Source organism: Ketobacter sp. MCCC 1A13808 (assembly GCF_009746715.1).
Lineage (GTDB): Bacteria > Pseudomonadota > Gammaproteobacteria > Pseudomonadales > Ketobacteraceae > Ketobacter.
In genome coordinates this window covers 253,134-270,229 of sequence record NZ_VRKW01000006.1, presented here as the reverse complement: position 1 = coordinate 270,229, position 17,096 = coordinate 253,134, and the positions used below count along the sequence as shown (strand labels likewise).

General features: G+C 47.6%; 15 protein-coding genes. 10 read left to right on the top strand and 5 right to left on the bottom strand.

The features are described from left to right. The first annotated feature begins 407 nt into the window (after positions 1-407). From FT643_RS13630 to FT643_RS13590, 9 genes are all read left to right on the top strand, one after another. A complete protein-coding gene (locus FT643_RS13630) occupies positions 408-1,241 on the top strand; it encodes a hypothetical protein (RefSeq protein WP_156871944.1) in 834 nt (277 codons plus the stop codon). Then, on the top strand, positions 1,234-1,920 hold the full coding sequence (locus FT643_RS13625) for an FkbM family methyltransferase (protein ID WP_156871943.1): 687 nt from the start codon (positions 1,234-1,236) through the stop codon (positions 1,918-1,920). Before FT643_RS13630 ends, FT643_RS13625 begins: the two co-directional genes overlap by 8 nt. A 229-nt stretch (positions 1,921-2,149) precedes the next feature. Beyond that, positions 2,150-3,826 (top strand): DUF6311 domain-containing protein, encoded by a 1,677-nt coding sequence (locus FT643_RS13620; RefSeq protein WP_156871942.1) that lies wholly within the window; start codon positions 2,150-2,152, stop codon positions 3,824-3,826. A gap of 60 nt (positions 3,827-3,886) precedes the next feature. Continuing rightward, on the top strand, positions 3,887-5,008 hold the full coding sequence (locus FT643_RS23905; protein ID WP_198043530.1) for a glycosyltransferase: 1,122 nt from the start codon (positions 3,887-3,889) through the stop codon (positions 5,006-5,008). A 2-nt stretch (positions 5,009-5,010) separates the two neighbouring features. Beyond that, positions 5,011-5,970 (top strand): NAD-dependent epimerase/dehydratase family protein, encoded by a 960-nt coding sequence (locus FT643_RS13610; RefSeq protein ID WP_232340202.1) that lies wholly within the window; start codon positions 5,011-5,013, stop codon positions 5,968-5,970. Positions 5,971-6,204: 234 nt separating this feature from the next. Then, complete coding sequence (locus FT643_RS13605; RefSeq protein ID WP_317622032.1) at positions 6,205-6,930, top strand: glycosyltransferase family 2 protein; 726 nt, start codon at positions 6,205-6,207, stop codon at positions 6,928-6,930. A 191-nt stretch (positions 6,931-7,121) separates the two neighbouring features. Further along, positions 7,122-8,012, top strand: a complete 891-nt coding sequence (locus FT643_RS13600) for an MraY family glycosyltransferase (protein ID WP_198043529.1) — start codon at positions 7,122-7,124, stop codon at positions 8,010-8,012. Positions 8,013-8,123: 111 nt separating this feature from the next. Continuing rightward, positions 8,124-10,097, top strand: a complete 1,974-nt coding sequence (locus FT643_RS13595) for a polysaccharide biosynthesis protein (RefSeq protein ID WP_156871938.1) — start codon at positions 8,124-8,126, stop codon at positions 10,095-10,097. A gap of 40 nt (positions 10,098-10,137) precedes the next feature. After that, entirely contained in the window at positions 10,138-11,115 is a 978-nt protein-coding gene (locus tag FT643_RS13590; RefSeq protein ID WP_156871937.1) for an SAM-dependent methyltransferase, read from the top strand. A 65-nt stretch (positions 11,116-11,180) separates the two neighbouring features. On the opposite strand, the gene rluF is transcribed toward FT643_RS13590, so the two are convergent. Both rluF and pbpG read right to left on the bottom strand, forming a co-directional pair. Further along, positions 11,181-12,179, bottom strand: a complete 999-nt coding sequence (rluF, locus tag FT643_RS13585) for a 23S rRNA pseudouridine(2604) synthase RluF (protein WP_317622028.1) — start codon at positions 12,177-12,179, stop codon at positions 11,181-11,183. Between the two features lie 43 nt (positions 12,180-12,222). Beyond that, complete coding sequence (gene pbpG / locus FT643_RS13580) at positions 12,223-13,155, bottom strand: D-alanyl-D-alanine endopeptidase (RefSeq protein ID WP_317622027.1); 933 nt, start codon at positions 13,153-13,155, stop codon at positions 12,223-12,225. A 135-nt stretch (positions 13,156-13,290) separates the two neighbouring features. Here pbpG and FT643_RS13575 point away from each other — a divergent pair, with 135 nt between their 5' ends. Continuing rightward, a complete protein-coding gene (locus tag FT643_RS13575) occupies positions 13,291-13,593 on the top strand; it encodes an antibiotic biosynthesis monooxygenase family protein (protein WP_156871935.1) in 303 nt (100 codons plus the stop codon). 111 nt (positions 13,594-13,704) lie between these two features. On the opposite strand, the gene FT643_RS13570 is transcribed toward FT643_RS13575, so the two are convergent. The 3 genes from FT643_RS13570 to FT643_RS13560 form a co-directional block, all read right to left on the bottom strand. Further along, positions 13,705-14,424 carry a TetR/AcrR family transcriptional regulator gene (locus FT643_RS13570; protein ID WP_156871934.1) on the bottom strand — a complete coding sequence of 240 codons (720 nt, stop codon included), beginning with the start codon at positions 14,422-14,424 and terminating at the stop codon, positions 13,705-13,707. Between the two features lie 51 nt (positions 14,425-14,475). Beyond that, positions 14,476-15,192: a TetR/AcrR family transcriptional regulator C-terminal domain-containing protein gene (locus tag FT643_RS13565; RefSeq protein ID WP_156871933.1), complete on the bottom strand. Its 717-nt coding sequence runs from the start codon at positions 15,190-15,192 to the stop codon at positions 14,476-14,478. Between the two features lie 102 nt (positions 15,193-15,294). Next, a complete protein-coding gene (locus FT643_RS13560; RefSeq protein WP_156871932.1) occupies positions 15,295-16,983 on the bottom strand; it encodes an AMP-binding protein in 1,689 nt (562 codons plus the stop codon). Positions 16,984-17,096: the final 113 nt, after the last annotated feature.

Below are 17,096 nucleotides of genomic sequence, written 5' to 3'. Positions count from 1 at the left end.
GTTTTAATGCCTTTGGCCGCTTCGCGTGCCAGGGCTTCTAGGGTGTCTTTGTTCATAACTGCTTATCCTTGCCATCTCTGACGTTGATGATAAGCAGTTACACAGATTTATCTACAGTCTCTCTAAAGCCACTGTGGTTCACCATCACAATGATAGAAATAGAACGCTTTACAATAGATTGTATCGTGAGCTGGCGGTTGAATTCTATCTCGGTAGAAAGAGTTTGTTTTCACTTTTGTTTTTCTCCATGTCCCTCCCGCGATATTTAGTATCCGATTTGGCGATTGCACGTAAAAAAGGAGCGCTTCTAAAAGCCAGCAAAGGTATTCTGGCTTTTAGAGCAGTCCAGGCATCTGCTTTTCTGCATGCTGCTATTAGTTACAAGACGTATACGCAGGGAATTACCAGTGCGGCTAGGTAGTTTTGAGCTGATTTATGCTGAGAACCAAAGTAAAGTACTTCCTGACGAGTTCCTGACCTTTGATGCTTCAAAAGTCAACAAAAGTGATTATCGTGAAATTTATGGATTTCGTGAATTCGCAGAACATCAAGTTTGGTGTGATTTTGATTTGTCTGGTTTGTTTTCCCCTAAGTTTCTGACAAAAATGGGTATAAATTACGACCAATATAATGACTTTATAGGCTCGAACAGAGGGTTTGATGTTTATCTTTTTCACCCTTTTGTGCGGGAACTTTCAGTGGCGAATCATTTTCTTGAGCTGGCAGAATTAGAACACTCAGGGATTACTGATTCGTTGTCGTTGGTTTGGGCTGACATTTTTGATCAGAAACTACCCTTGATAGATGCGCAGAACGATGCGAATTTATGTTGCCATTGTAACTTTTTCTTAGGGTCCAGGCGGTTCTGGGAGGATTATTCAAAATTTATTCTGGACTTCGTTTCTTTGTTGGAATCTGATAAAGGTTGTAGCCTGAGGGAGCCAACGCCTTATACTCTCACCACAACCGACGACAGGTTTCTTCCCATGGGGGTTTTTACTTTTGAGCGCAGCTTAAGTCACTTTTTGGCCAGCAGAAAAAGTAAATTTAAGGTTGTAAATTATTCATCAATTACTGAAAGTTGGAGCCAGCCTGAAACGTTTCCCGGAGAGGCTGCTTTCGTCGAAGATTTACTTCAAGCTGTATCTGTGAGCCAAGAGGAGAGGACGAGAGTCGTTCGTGAACAATTGGTTAAATCATATTATTTTAGACGCATGGCAGGAGTTTTAAGTTGTGAGTGATTTTGTGTTTTCCGAACACGGTGAAGATATTTTGGTGCACCGGCTTTTGTTGTGGAAAGAGCATGGTTTTTATCTGGATTGCGGAGCATATCATTCACGAAGTATGAGCATGACTGCGAGATTACGGCTATTTGGTTGGACAGGGGTTAATATAGATATAGATCACGAAGTTGTTAGCTCATTGGAAAAAGATATTCCGGGAGTGAAATCTGTATGTGCTGCGTTAAGTGCTGAAGATGGTAGCGAAGTATATTTTTACAAATACGGAGATCCGGTTCTTAACACTATCTATCCTGCGCAGCATGAGCACCTTCAAAAGATAGAGAAAAATAAAGAGCTTTTTACAAGCTATAAAGGTAAAGAGCTGATAAAAACTACATCGTTAAGAACGGTTTTAGAGGCGCACTCTATTGAAAATAATGTCGATTTTCTGAATTTGGATGTCGAAGGAGTCGAGTTGGATGTTCTCGAAGGTTTCCCTTGGGAAAAACAATGCCCGTCTGTTATCGCAATCGAAATTCATCGACTAAGTCTTAATGAGTGTGCAGCTAACCCAATAGTAAAGTTCATGGCAAAAAGAGGATATGTTCTGCAATCGTATGTGTTTCATACCGCTGTTTTTTGTCGTGAAGATTTTGATGTTGAGCAGTGCCACCGCGTAGCAGCGAAACGTATCTGAGATCTCATGCGGCTTATTAGCTAATCCGATGGACTTTTGCTTTATGCTCACCAGCCAGCGCGTTTTAGGAAATTAATCTCTAGATTGACTTAAAAAGAGAAACCAAATTCAATTTCTATAGTGAGTAGCTTTGCTGGTAGTCGGACTTATTTGGTTTTTACCGTTTCACGTATTGAGCCCTAGTCGGTGAAATTAAGCTTTTAGATGGCCATCTCTTGCGGGAAAGTATTTGAAATTTAATAGCCATAAAGCGCGCGGTCATTGGCCAGTTAGTTTGTTCTCGATTGCTGTCGGATTGTTGGCTTTCTTAGCCGTTGTTGGGCCACGAGCGCTATATCCAAGCAATATAGCGTGGTTAAGCGCCGGCGATCCTGCATTCCACTATCTCGGTTGGCTTTTCTTTCGAAATTCAGATTGGCAATTTCCAATCGGGTTAAATCCGAGCTATGGATTGGAGATCAGCAATGCCATCATCTTTTCAGATTCTAACCCGCTATTCGCTATATTCTTTAAAATGTTCTCGGGATTTCTTCCAGAGACTTTCCAGTATTTTGGTTTTTGGCTGCTGGTATGCTTTATTCTGCAGACTTTTTTTGCGTATAAATTAATTGGGTTGATCTCGAAAAATGCCCTTCTTTGTGCTTTTGGCGCTTGTTGTTATGTGTTTTCTCCGCCGATGCTTTGGAGGCTGAATGGGCACTTTAGTCTTGTCGGTCACTTTCTTATCGTTGCCTCGCTTTATCTGACGTTTAAGCCTTCATTACAGTATCGTATTACTGTATGGGCGCTATTACTATCGGTGAGCGGGTTTACCCATGCCTACTTGTTGGCAATGGTTGGAGTGGTCTGGATAGCCGATTTACTTGATCGTTATAGGCAGCGTGGCATACCTCTTAATATGGCGATTTTAGAGGTGGCTGTAGTTATTGGGTTTGTGTTGTTGGCGAGTTGGCAAGCCGGATATTTTAGTGTGGGTGGTGATATCGTCTCGGGTGGGTTTGGCTATTATCGTATGCATCCTCTATCAATTCTGGACGCAAGCGGATGGTCTTACTTTGTTCCAGACATACCTGAGGCCCCTGGAACTTACGAGGGGTTTAATTATTTGGGATTAGGAATGGTATTGTTGGGTGCCTGCTCACTGCCCGCAGCGTTAGCCAGCAGGTTTGAAATAATTCGTTCAATACTAAAACGTCCGGCATTATTAGCTTTATTGCTCTTGTTGACGCTTTTTGCTCTTTCCCATCAAGTGGGTATGCAATCGTTGTGGTTCTCGTTGCCATTGCCAGAGCCAGTGCAGCGTTTTGCAAATATTTTCCGGTCATCAGGTCGAATGTTCTGGCCTGTTTACTATGTGGTATATTTTGCCATTATTTTTCTAATCGTACGCGGGTACAGCAGGAGGGTAGCCATTGCCTTAATCGGGCTGGGTTTGGCAGTACAAATTGTCGATACGAGTGCAGAGTGGCTTGAAATTCGGAAAAGATTAATGACTATCCCCGGTTCGCACTGGCAAACAAAATTAGTTAACCCGTTCTGGAAAGAAGCTGCTATGCGGTATAACCGTATCAGATGGATTCCGCCGGAAGAAAATTCAGTAAATTGGCAGGAATTGGCTAATTTTGCTGGTGTTCATAAAATGCCGACAGATGCTGTCCACATGGCCAGGGTCGATATGGAATCTTTGCATTTGGCGAATGAAAAAGCAATTGAGACATTAATGACAGGTCAATATGATAGGGATTCTTTGTATTTTTTTGGTGATAACGCGATCGAGAAGGTGGCGCGTCACCTTAACTCAGACAGTGACCTGTTTGCCCGGATTGACGGTTTTGTTGTGGTGGCTCCGGGCTGGAACAAATGCGCTTCTTGTAGTTCCGTGCCGGAAGAGCTGGATGCAAAATAAATATTCGAGCACGCCCACGAAAAAGGTGTCTAAATTGTCTATAGGTGTACCAGTCAGATAGTGAAAGCTCTCCAAGTTTACCGAACCTATTTTCCAGATCCCCCGGGCGGGCTTCAGGAGGTCATCCGCCAGATTGGTTTGGGTGCTTCAAAGTCAGGGGTGGATACCCGAATCTTTACATTAAGTCCGGATCCCGAACCCGCCTGCCTGTACTATCCTGAAGGCGATGTTATCCGCTCAAGGGAAACCATCGAAATTGCTTCCTGCAATATTTCCTTAACGTGCCTTCCTGAGTTTCGCCGTCAAGTTGAATGGGCCGATGTGGTTCATTATCACTTTCCCTGGCCATTTGCTGACGTACTGCATATGTTGGGGCAAGTTCGGAAGCCTACTATTTTGACCTACCACTCCGATATCGTGCGACAGCAAGGGTTGCTCAAACTGTATTACCCTTTGATGATTCGTTTTCTTGATTCAATGGATGTCATTGTGGCGACCTCTCAGAATTATGTTGATAGTAGCCCGCTACTTCAGCGGTTTCAGGAAAAGGTGTCAGTTGTACCTATAGGTATTTGCGATCAGGCATACCTTGACAGTGAGCGGCTCCCTCAGAAGCCTGAGCTGCCTGCCCGCTTTCAGTCGAAAGGGTATTTCCTGTTTGTCGGTATGCTGCGCTATTACAAAGGTCTGCATTTTCTTCTCGACGCCTTGGCAGGCTCAGACACCCACTGTGTAGTGGTTGGCACCGGGCCGGAAGAGCAGGCGCTAAAGCAGAAAGCCGGTCAGTTGGGGTTGGGGAACCTTCACTTCACCGGGTCGGTTGATGATGCAACCAAGCGTTATTATTTTGAGAATTGCAAAGGTGTTGTATTTCCCTCTCATCTCCGTTCTGAAGCCTACGGAGTCACCTTGCTAGAGGGGGCCGTGTATGGGAAGCCTTTGATCAGTTGCGAGATTGGTACCGGCACAAGTTTTGTCAATATTCACAACGAAAGTGGGTTGGTAATTTCTCCGGAAGATCCGCTTGCGTTGCGATCTGCGATGGAACTTCTGGACCGTGATGAGGCATTGCGTAAACGCTTGGGAGCGGGTGCCCGGCGGAGGTATGAGCGTCTCTTCACTGGTGAAGAAATGGGTCAGAAATACGCTACACTATACCGTCAACTGCTGGAATCCGTTTGAAAATGCGTTGTATGGTAACGGGGGGAAGGGGGTTCATCGGCAGCTACCTGATTAAAGAGTTGTGTCAGCAGGATATTAAGATCATTTCAACTTCCCGAAAATCAGTGGAAAGCGAATTAACAATTGAATGCGTTCAACTAAATCATGGGGTTGATCAAGTGCCCCCTGAGTTATTGGATGGTATCGATACGATATTTCATTTGGCCAATGTCGCCCACACCGAGCTGTCCTCTGACGAGCAGACTCTATATAGGCAAGTTAACGTGAAAGGTACCCGGGATTTACTGGAGGCTGCCGTCAAATCCGCAGTGCGTATGTTTGTTTACGTGAGTAGTGTCAAGGCGTGTGGGCAACCAGATGATGAATATGGCCGATCAAAGCTGCAGGCGGAAAATTTGGTGCTCAGCTATGGTAAGAAGTACGGGATACAAGTTGCAGTCGTTAGGCCGGCTTTAGTTTACGGGCCCGGAGTTAAAGGCAATCTGTATTCTATGATGAGTGCTATTGCCCGGGGTCGATTCCCGTGGGCTTGGGTTTGTTTGCCTGAATTCGGCAATATCCGTTCGATGGTGTCAGTTCACGATGTTGTGTCGGCTTTGATATTAGTTGCTTTTGATAAGTCAGCGAATGGTAAGGTGTATACCCTGACAGATGGAGAGCCTTATACTCCTTGTCAATTGCAGAATGGTATATATCAGGCTGCAGGATTACCGCGTCCGTGGTTGGTGGTTCCGGGCTGGTGTTTTGCGTGGGCTGCTGTGGTTGGGCAAAGTGTTCAAGCTGTGACCCGGATAAAATTACCTTTTAACCAGTCTGTTTACGATAAGCTCACAGCGTCTGCACAATATGATGCCTCGGAAATCCGCGGAGAACTGGGATGGCGACCGCAACATACTTATTATACAGAATTACCCCCAATGCTTGAGGCGTTGTACGGGCAGCGGATTGATTGTGATATTTAATCTATTCAGACAATTCTTAATCGCACAGCGGGATGCAGGTAATAGCAGGGTTGGTAAGTGTATTTTCTCATTAGACTAAACTGGATGGTGTCAACAGCGGTCGTAATATTGGGTTCGCTTCACTTTTTACCTCAGATGCAAGCCGAATAGGATGCACTGGAGTAGGTAAAGTAACGGTAAGTAGGGGGGGGGAAATGGCGCTTACTGTATTTAGAGGATATGGTTTTGATTGATGTGTCTATTGTTAGTCACGGTCATGGTGGCATGGTGGATAGCCTGATTGAAAAGCTATTACAGTATCCTGAAATTGATACCGTGATACTAACGCAGAATATTCCAGAGCCAGAGCCGACAATTTCGAGCAATAATCCCCGGGTTAAGCTGATACAAAACAAGTCACGTCAAGGTTACGGAAAAAATCATAATAACGCCGCTAGTGAAGCGAGCAGCCCTTTTTTTTGTGTGTTGAATCCAGACGTTGAATTTGGATCGAACCCTTTTTCAGCCCTGCTTAGTAGTTTGCGAAAGACACGCTCAAGTTTAATAGCCCCAATGGTCGTAAATCACAATGGGATTCTTGAAGATAGTGTTAGACATTTCCCCGGGGCTGTTAGCTTAATAAAAAAGTTTGTTGGGGTGGATGTTGGAGAATATGAGTTTGACTCCCGTTCAAATGTCTTTAGTCCCGATTGGGTCGCCGGAATGTTTATGCTATTTGATGTTGAAGCCTTTCGTGAAGTCGGCGGATTTGATGAGGCCTATTTTTTGTATTATGAGGATGTTGATATTTGCGCACGCATTTGGAAAAACGGGATGAAAGTTGCTTTCGATCCCGGTGTTTCCGTTATACACACGGCTCATCGCAGTAGCCGGCGAGATCTGAGGTTTATGGTATGGCATGCATCCAGCATGGCCAGGTACTTTGCAAAGCACTGGGGGCGCTTGCCCCGGATTAGTTGAATTTAACCGGGGAATTAATAAAGTTCATGGGCTTTTCTTTATATTGGTTAATTCCAGTTCTGTTTTGCTCCTGGTATGTTTCGCGTGAGGTATTCCGGCGTGCAGAATCCCTAGGGTTAGTCCATTTACCTAACGAACGCAGTTCCCACGTCGAGTCTACCCCTCACGGGGGTGGATTGGGTGTTGTTCTGGTGGCAACCTTATCTGGTCTTTTGTTTTTCTTCGATTACATTGGAGTGGTGTTTTTACTGGGGTCGTTTTTGGCGGCTTTAGGTTTGTGGGACGACATCCGCTCTGTACCTGCCCGGTTTCGCTTTCTTTTACAGTCCTTCGTGGTGCTGTTATTACTCCTGTGGTTGGGTGCATTGCCTCCATTTGATGTTCTGGGAGTGGAACTTGGTGGATGGTTTTTCTTGCTACTGGTCGGAATTGCTGGCCTGTGGTGGATCAATTTATTTAATTTTATGGACGGAATTGACGGTATCGCCTCAGTACAGGTGCTTTCAGTTTTGTTATCCTCGATTTTGATAATGCTTTCGTCTGATGGTAGTCGCCTGGAAGGTTCGCTTATTCAGGTTATGCTTCTACTTGTTGCCGCCGTTCTGGGGTTTCTGATTTTGAATTGGCCGCCAGCGCGGATTTTTATGGGCGATGTTGGAAGCACTTGGTTGGCGTTTATGATATTTGCATTCGCATTACTTTCGGTGAAGCAAGGTTGGTCGGATTATCCGGTCTGGTTAATTTTAACCGCGTTGTTTGTGATGGATGCCTCGTTCACTTTGTTAACCCGTTTGTTGAACGGACAAAAATTCTATGAGGCTCATCGTAGCCACGCATATCAGAAGTTGACCCGGAGCTATCAGCAGCGTTTGATCTGTTCGATGTCCGAGCGGGCAGCCCGGGCAAGCGCTCACCGCAAGGTAAGTCTGCTGGTGTTGCTGGTAAATGGGCTTTGGTTATTACCCTTAGCTTGGTTGTCTGCGATCTATCCTGAATGGGGCATTTGGTTGGTTTTTCTGGCTTGGCTTCCACTTTGCATGGTTGTTATCAGTATGGGGGCTGGTCGAGTTAACACAATATGACAAGATTAAATTTTGGCCTTGGCAGAAATTTTGAGTATATTGCTATCAGATTTATAAGGTTATTGCGTTTAGATGAAAATGGATTTATTCAATAGGCAGACTGGGTACTTTATGCTAAAGAAACTGGAATCGATGCCACGTAACTATAAACGCATGCTTTTGTTGGCTTCAGATGCTCTGGCAATACCCTTTGCATATTGGTTATCATTTAACCTGCGGCTAGATTTTAAGCACGTTGGGTTGAATGAAGGCGAATGGTTGGTGGTAATTCTTACAACTGCCGCGACTATGCTGGTTTTTGTTCGTACGGGCCTTTACCGTGCCGTCATTCGTTATATTGGTATACATGCAGGTTTGACTGTATTGAAAGGGGCCCTCGCATCTGCTGTATTTATGACCTGTTTGAGTTTCCTTTTTCAGGTGTGGTTGCCGAGGTCCGTTCCTTTTGTTTATTTTGTTTTGGTGTTGCTATTCGTGGGCGGGGGTAGATTCTTTCTGCGGCATTGGATATTCGCTTCCCAAAACAACCAGCGTCGCCGGGTGGCTGTTTATGGCGCCGGGTCTGCTGGATCCCGTGTAATGCTGTCTTTGCTCAACTCCCAAGAATATCGACCTGTGCTCTTTGTTGATGATGATCCGGAGCGCATCGGGCGTGTCATCAGTGGCGTGGCCGTGGTTAGCCGAAGCTGGTTTTTAGAGCAGTACCAGAAAATGGGTATAAAGGATGTTCTACTGGCTATGCCCGGAGTATCCAGGTCACGTCGTCGGGAGATTATCGAGTCACTATCGCATTTGCCGGTCCGTGTACACAGTATTCCCGATTTGGGGGATTTGATGTCGGGGCGAGCGCGTCTGGAAGAGATTCGCGACGTACAGATTGAGGATCTGTTGGGACGTGATGAGGTGGCACCTAACAAATCGCTGATGCATGCCAATATTCGCGATAAAGTGGTTCTTGTGACGGGAGCCGGAGGGTCGATCGGCTCGGAGCTTTGTCGTCAGATTTTAAAGCAAAAACCTCGCAATTTGGTACTTCTGGATCAGTCAGAATTCAGTTTGTACCGTATTCATCGTGAGCTGGAAGAGTCTAAAGCAGTTGTACCTGATGAATGTGCTTTGATTCCGATTTTGGGGTCTGTGCTGGACCAGGAGTTACTTGGCTCTGTGTTGAACAATTTCCGTGTCCAGACCATTTACCATGCGGCTGCGTATAAGCATGTTCCTATGGTAGAGCATAATCTGGTGGCAGGGCTACGCAATAACTTATTTGGCACTGCCAATGTCGCTCGGCTTGCAAGTGACGCTGGTGTAGAGGCGTGCATTCTGGTTTCCACTGACAAGGCGGTTCGTCCTACGAGCATAATGGGGGCCAGTAAGCGGCTAGCTGAAATGGTTTTTCAGGTTCAGCACTCCCTTAAGAATAAAGCGAAGAGCCGAACTCGCTTTGGCATTGTTCGCTTCGGCAATGTATTGGGGTCCTCAGGCTCGGTGATTCCGCTGTTTCAGGAGCAAATTGCGAAAGGTGGCCCGGTAACCGTGACGCATGCTGATATGGTTCGCTATTTCATGACAATTCCCGAAGCGGCTCAATTGGTGATTCAAGCCGGTGCTATGGCACAGGGTGGTGAAGTATTCGTACTGGACATGGGAGAGCCTGTTAAAATCGCTGCGATGGCTCGTAAGATGATCGCATTAACAGGGTTGTCGGTTAAAGAAGGTGATAACGATGGTGATATTGAGATCGCCTATAGTGGGCTGAGACCTGGCGAAAAGCTATATGAAGAGCTGCTAATAGGCGAGAACGACATGCCGACCAGTCATCCGAGGGTCATGCAGGCTCAGGAAATCATGATTGAAGCGGCTGAGTTAGACGGCCTTCTGGCTGAGTTACAGATACTATTTGATAGCGGTGACTGTGAAGCGATTCGTGATTTGTTGATGCGCGCCCCACTTGGCTATGCCCCGCAAGGTAAAGTTGAGGATTTGCTCTGGAAAAGTGAAATGGCAGCGGCTTTAGCGCAAGAGGCTACCGTTAAGCCGGGTCGGGTAGTGGCACTCGACCCTCGCAAGGAAAGGTTAAGTTAGTCGATGCAGTTCGGTAGTAGGTTGAGAAGGAATACTCAGAATGGATGTGATATCCAATCGTCAGTTATTGGTAAGAGTACGTAAGTATGTTCGTATGGTGCCGTTCACTTGGAGCGCCTATTTAGCTTATTGGCAGTTGCGGGTTGGGGTGGAGCGGCGTCGCCGTTATTTTTTAAGCCAGGAGCTTGTTGACTTCGGCGCATTTCCCCAGCCTACTCTTGAAGAGCCTGTGTCACAGTTGTGTACTGCGAACCAGTTGTTGTCACCCGTTTTTCGAAATTGGTGTCGGGACATGCACAGCCCGGCCAGATTTTCCCGTAAGCAATGGGAGTTTGCCTATATTCTTCAGGCCCTGAAACTAACAGGCGTGTTGCGGCCTGGTATGAGCGGGGTGGGATTTGGTTGCGGCCGGGAGCCACTAGCCGGGTTGATTGCGCAGCATGGATGTAGAGTTCTGGCTACTGATTTGGAACAGCAGCAGGCCGCTGAACAGGGCTGGGTAGATACCATGCAGCATGTGTCCAGTTTGGAAGGGCTTTATACAGCGGCTGAGAAATTTATTTCTAGAGAAAATTTTGATGACCGCGTTCAATTCCGGTCCGTCAATATGAATGAAATTCCCGACGATCTTGAAGGAAAATTTGATTTTACCTGGTCTGCTTGTGCGCTGGAGCATTTGGGTTCATTGAAGCATGGCTTGGATTTTATCAAGCATTCAGTGGAGTGTCTGAAGCCGGGTGGTGTGGCCGTTCATACGACTGAATTTAATCTGTCTTCAAATGATGATACCTGTGAACACCCGAGCTGTTCCATTTATCGAGCCTGCGACATACGGCAGCTGATTGGGGAGCTTGAAGCATCAGGATTTATAGTGGCCCCCTTGAATCTGAATACTGGAGAAAGTCAGGTTGATAATCATATTGATGCGCCGCCCTATAGTATGTCACCGCATCTGAAGCTGTTGATCAGCGGGTATGCGGTAACGTCTATCGGTATTATTGTTAAAAGACCAGCGTAATCAACATTAGAGCAGTACATTTCTCTACGTTAAATAGTGATGCAAGATTGAGTCATTCAGGTGAACTACTTGCGGCTACCAGGCTTTCCTCGGCCCGACTTGCGTGGACTGGTTGATTTTCCCGCCCCGGAATTTCTGGTAACAAATTTACCGCTTGTTTTGCCCGATCGGCTCTTTCCCTTGGCGGCTTTAGTCGAATCGGATTTACCAGTCGTTGATTTTGCTGACAGAGATTTGCCTGGGGTATTGCCCTTAGAAGGTTTTTTCACTCGCGCTTTGCTGCCTCCCGCTCTCACCTTCTTCCCCGGAGATGCCGCTGCACTATTATCCGATGTCGCAATCGCCTCCCGGATACCCGCCATTTCCTTATCAGTCAGATTACGCCACTGACCCGATTTCAACGTGCCCAACTTTACCGACATAATCCGCACGCGCTTTAACTTAACCACCTCATAGCCCAAATATTCACACATTCTGCGGATCTGCCGGTTTAAGCCTTGCGTTAGAATGATTTTGAAACTCAGCGCGCTTTGCATTACGACTTTACACGGTTTGGTTCGTGTCCCCAGGATTGGTATCCCGCTTGACATTTTTTCAACAAATTGACCTGATATCGGCTTATTCACCGTTACTACGTATTCTTTTTCGTGAGCATTACCAACGCGCAGAATCTTATTAACGATATCGCCATCGCTGGTTAAAAAAATCAAACCTTCGGAGGGGTTGTCCAGGCGTCCGACTGGGAAAACACGTTCCTTATGGCGAACTGCATCAATAATGTTGCCTGCCACGTTTTGGTCTGTTGTGCAGGTAATACCGACGGGTTTATTGTAGGCAATATAAACCCGGTCCGACTTGTTATCCGGGACATTTTTGATTTTTTGCCAACCCACTTTTACGGTGTCACCGGGCATCACTCGTGTGCCTAGTCCAGCAACGCTACCGTTTACCGTTACCGCACCTTCTCCAATATGTGCGTCCGCTTCGCGACGGGAGCAATAGCCTGAATCGCTGATGAATTTGTTCAGGCGGATGCCGTCGCCAGAGGTCACTGATTTCGCCACGAAAAATTCACTTGGGTCCGATGGATAGAGAAGATCGTTGTAATCACTTAATTTGCGCCTGCATTTTCTCGTTTTTAAGCCCTGGATAGTGCTTCGATTTATCTTGCTCATACTGAAGCGCAAGCCCGGAAATTTTTCCTCCGCTACCGGTGGCAATCCAGCGTTTGACCCTGCCAGCATCCCCTAGCGGGGTGCGTTTGCCAAAGGAGTCCAGAAACACCATGGCCACTTCTTTCCCTTCGATTTTGCTTACCATCACAAGGCAACGTCCGGCTTCGGTGATGTATCCGGTTTTGCTCAGTTCAACCTGCCAGCGGCTGCTGTGAACGAGGCTATTGGTGTTGCCGTAACCAAGCACATACCGGGGCTTACGAAACCGGGCGGTAAAAACGGGAGTCGTCGAGTATTCACCAATGATTTTCTTTGCTGCCACAGCTTTAGTCAGTTTGATCATATCCGCCGCTGTTGAAACGTTCCCTACCGACAAACCGCTGGCATCCACAAAGGTGCTGTCCAGCATGCCCAGCTCATGAGCTTTCACATTCATCTGGATAACAAAAGCCGTGACGCCACCGGGGTAGCTTTGTGCTAGCGTGTATGCTGCCAGATTCTCCGAAGACATTAATGCGATTCTGAGTAAGTCCTTGCGCTTCAATTGCGATGTGATGCGCATACGGGAGTAAGCGTTCTTGCTGGTCTCGCGATCCGGTTTGGGGATCTCAACCCATTCTTCCAGGCTTTGCCCGCTTTCCAATACCACCAGAGCGGTCATTAGTTTGGTTAGGGATGCAATAGGCGCTATCCAGTCGTCGTGCTTAGCAAACAGCGGTTTGCCACTCTTCAGTTCTACCACCGAGGCTTTTACCGCAGCCAGATTCAGGTCGTTGCGCTTGACATTTGCGTCGGCAGAAAAGGCTGTAGGGGCGAAGAAGGAGAGAGTAGCCAGAATAAGAACAATGAGCGATTTATAGACCACGGGACGCTTATTTTTGTTGGGTGATAGGCCGAATATTCCGATGTATTCAGCTGAATTTCAACCCAAACAGGATATTTGTTTCCCGGTCGGGCATGTGGGAAACTCAGGCTTTGTTTTTACCTGGAGGGAATAACCATGTATATCGCTATGAACCGCTTCCGTATAACCAAAGGCCGTGAGCAGGATTTTATCAACGTGTGGAAAAACCGCGACTCCCACCTGGAGACGGTTCCGGGGTTCAAAAAATTCAATTTGCTGCAAGGCGCTACCGGTGAAGAGGAAACCCTGTTTGCTTCCCATTCGGAATGGGAATCCGAAGAAGCGTTCCGCAACTGGACCAAATCAGACGCTTTTCGTCTTGCTCATGCTAATGCCGGCGATACGAAGGGGATCTATTTGGGACACCCGGAATTTGAGGGCTTCGCGTCAGTGTTGTAGCAAGCTGTTAGGCGGGAGCGGCAGGCAGAGCCGCTCCCGGGTACCGAAGCCCATGTCATTTAATAAAATTGAAGAGGAAAGAGTTACAGAGCGATTGTTGGTGTTGTCGCCTCAGTCCGCCTTTTGGTTCGCCAGGATCTGACAGTTAACGCTGTCCAGAATCAGGTCAAGCCCGTTGATGAAGGCACGGCGACTGTCTTTCATGTCCTCTATCATGGCCTGGCCGCACATTAACAACCACGGGTAATCTTCTACGCTGTTATGGGCTTTGCTGATTTCATCCGGGAGTGGCACGGTGCCGTTTTTCAGCGCGATCCAGATTGTGGGAAAGACTTTTTCCACCCCCCGTTCACGCACCGGAACCAGAATATTGCTGCCGGTTGCCAGTTCTGACATGGCTGCATAGGCCGTTAAGGATTGTTTCGGCGTAAGTCCGGCATTGATCAAGACGCCCAACGTTTCGTTCTGCCATTGCAATACGGCAGGGCCGAAGCTGGTGGCATGAGTCATGTAGGGAATCATATTGGGCGCGCTGTCATAGGCATCCCACATCCGGGAAAAAGACGTTTTAAGCCATAAGCGCCAATCGTTGCGATCGATCTCTTCCGGCACCAGATGACTGTCTGTCAATTGTTTATCAATCACCGCAGCGGTGAGTTCATTTTTATCGGCAAAATACTTATAGATCGCCATCGGAGTGACTTTCAGCACTGTGGCAATTTTCCGCATGCTGAGCGCGTTCATGGGATCTTTCTTGGCCAGCTTGTAGGCGGCGTTAATAATTCGATCGCGGGATAATGCAGTTTTTCGAGCGGTCACGGCTTCTGGCATATTTGTTTATTTGATCCGTTCATTTATAGATGGATAAAGCCTGAAAGGCAATCACAATACCGTTTGTTGGCTTTTAGGTGCCCCTTTTTGGCTTGCGATGCCGGCAATCGCATAGGTAACGATGGATTTGAAATTCAGGTCCCGATCCAGGTCCCGCTGGCTTAGATTGACGTTGCTCAGGGTGGGAAGACGCTCCGGGTGGGCATCCAGGTTCTGGAACAAGCGACTGTAATAGGGCGCGTATCCGGAGCGGGTGTCTTCGATGGTTTGCAGTTCCTGTTGCACATACCCGGTGATGGTGGTGATCAGGAAGCTGTGTGCTAATAGGGCGGCACGGGGCTCAAATCCAAATTCCACCAGTATGCTGGCTTCTTTTTCCAGGTTGATAAAATCCGGATCCAGCGCGGCCTGCACAAAATCGAGTAGGTCCGGGTGTTGTAGCAGAGCGCTGCGGTAGTATTCGGCCACAACACAAAGCCAGCTCGACCAGCTATGTCCTGTGGCGTCGGGTAATGGTGGCAGATCATTGCGTGACAAGGACGCGCGAATACGGCGTAGACCGTCTATTCCGCCGACATGTCGATACAGAGTGGTCACATTCACCCCAAGATGATCGGCAACATCTTTCATGGAAATGTCGGTCTCGTCCAAGCTCACTTTCCGCACGGCATGGGCGATTTTATCCATATCAATCGAGGGAGTGCGGCCCCGTTTCGATTTCCCCCGTGTGCCAGCTTGCGTAAAGGTGCCCGGCTTTGTGATGCTCATGATCCTGCCTTTGTCGAGTGGCTGCGCGAGCGTATTGTAAGTAATACGCAATAACCATGCAAAACCAGACTGAATTCGCTCGCGAAGCCGCCTTGTGGCCGGTCAGGCGTTGATATTCTCCTTAAGTGACATCTGCATGTGTTCACGCATTCTGAATTTTTGAATTTTCCCGGTCACCGTCATCGGGAATTCGTCTACTAAACGAATCAACGTCGGCACCTTAAAGTGAGCAATGCGCTCTTTACAGAACGCGAGGATGTCTTCTTCGGTAGGCCGGGTACACTTCTTTAATTTGATCCAGGCACACACTGCCTCGCCGAATTTTTCATCGGCGATACCGAATACCTGCGCCTCCTGAATCGCCGGATGAGTATAAAGAAACTCTTCAATTTCCCGAGGATAAATATTCTCGCCACCCCGGATGATCATGTCCTTTATGCGCCCGACGATCTGCACGTAACCCTCCGCGTCCATGATCGCCAGATCACCGGAATGCATCCATTGCTCTTCATCAATCGCACAGCCGGTTTGTGCTTCTTCGCCCCAGTAGCCTTTCATCACGGAATAACCCCGGCAGCACAGTTCACCCTTTTCTCCGGTGGCAACGGTATTGCCGTCGGCATCAACGATTTTTACTTCCTGGTGCGGGCCGATTTTGCCTACGGTTTCGCAGCGTTTATCAAGCGGATCATTGCGTGCCGTCATATGATTCACCGGGCTGGTTTCGGTTTGCCCGTACATTATGGTGACCTCTCGCATGTGCATTCGGGATATCACGTTGCGCATTACATCAGCAGGACAGGGGCTGCCAGCCATAATGCCGGTGCGCAAAGAGCTAAGATCAAATTCATCAAAGTTTGGCGTCTCCAACTCTGCAATAAACATGGTAGGCACGCCGTGCAGAGCGGTACAGCGCTCCGCTTCCACGGTTTCCAATACGGTTTCAGGATCAAACGCTTCGCTCGGCAAGATGGCCGCGGCACCCTGTGTCAGGCAGGCCAGATTACCCATCACCATACCGAAGCAATGATACAGCGGAACGGGAATGCACACCCGATCCTGTTCGCACAGGTTCATTCCCAGGGCAACCTGATTACCGTTATTGAGGATGTTGTGATGGGTGAGGGTGGCTCCTTTAGGACTGCCGGTGGTACCGCTGGTGAACTGTATATTGATTGCATCGTGGGGGTTAAGCGCTTTGTTTAATTCACGCAATCGCAAATACTCTGCCACACCACCTTCATCACAAACCTTGTCAAAGTTAAACATACCCGGTGTTTTACCCTGTCCCATGCGGATAACCGTCGTGAGGTGGGGTAAATTCGCTGCCTGCAGTTTACCGGCGGTCGCTTGTTTCAGCTCCGGTATTAATTGATCGAGCATTTCCAGGTAGTCGCTCGATTTGAACTGTTCCGCGCTGATCAACACTGTGCACTCCACTTGCTTCAGCGCATATTCCAATTCATGCAAGCGGTAGGCTGGATTGATGCACACCATGATAGCGCCGATTTTGGCGGTGGCGTATTGGGTAAGACACCATTCCACCCGGTTGGGTGACCAGATGCCAATGCGATCACCGGGTTTTACACCCAGCTTTAACAGGCCTGTTGCCAGCCGATCAATTTCTAACAAATATTCCTGGTAGGTCCAGGCAATATCCTGATGCCGTACGACCAGGGCATCCCTTTGTGGATATTGCTTGGCAATGCGATTAAGGCATTGCCCGATGGTTTCTTCCAGTAGCGGTGGTGTAGTCGGTCCGCTGAGATAGCTATGAGCCTGAGAATCCATGCCTTTAAGCTCCAGTCAGTATTATTTTTTATCAAACAGATATAAAACTAAAATTTGCATATTTGCAGTAACATTGCATAAATGATGCATTATCCGGTTTAGCCAGCATCATT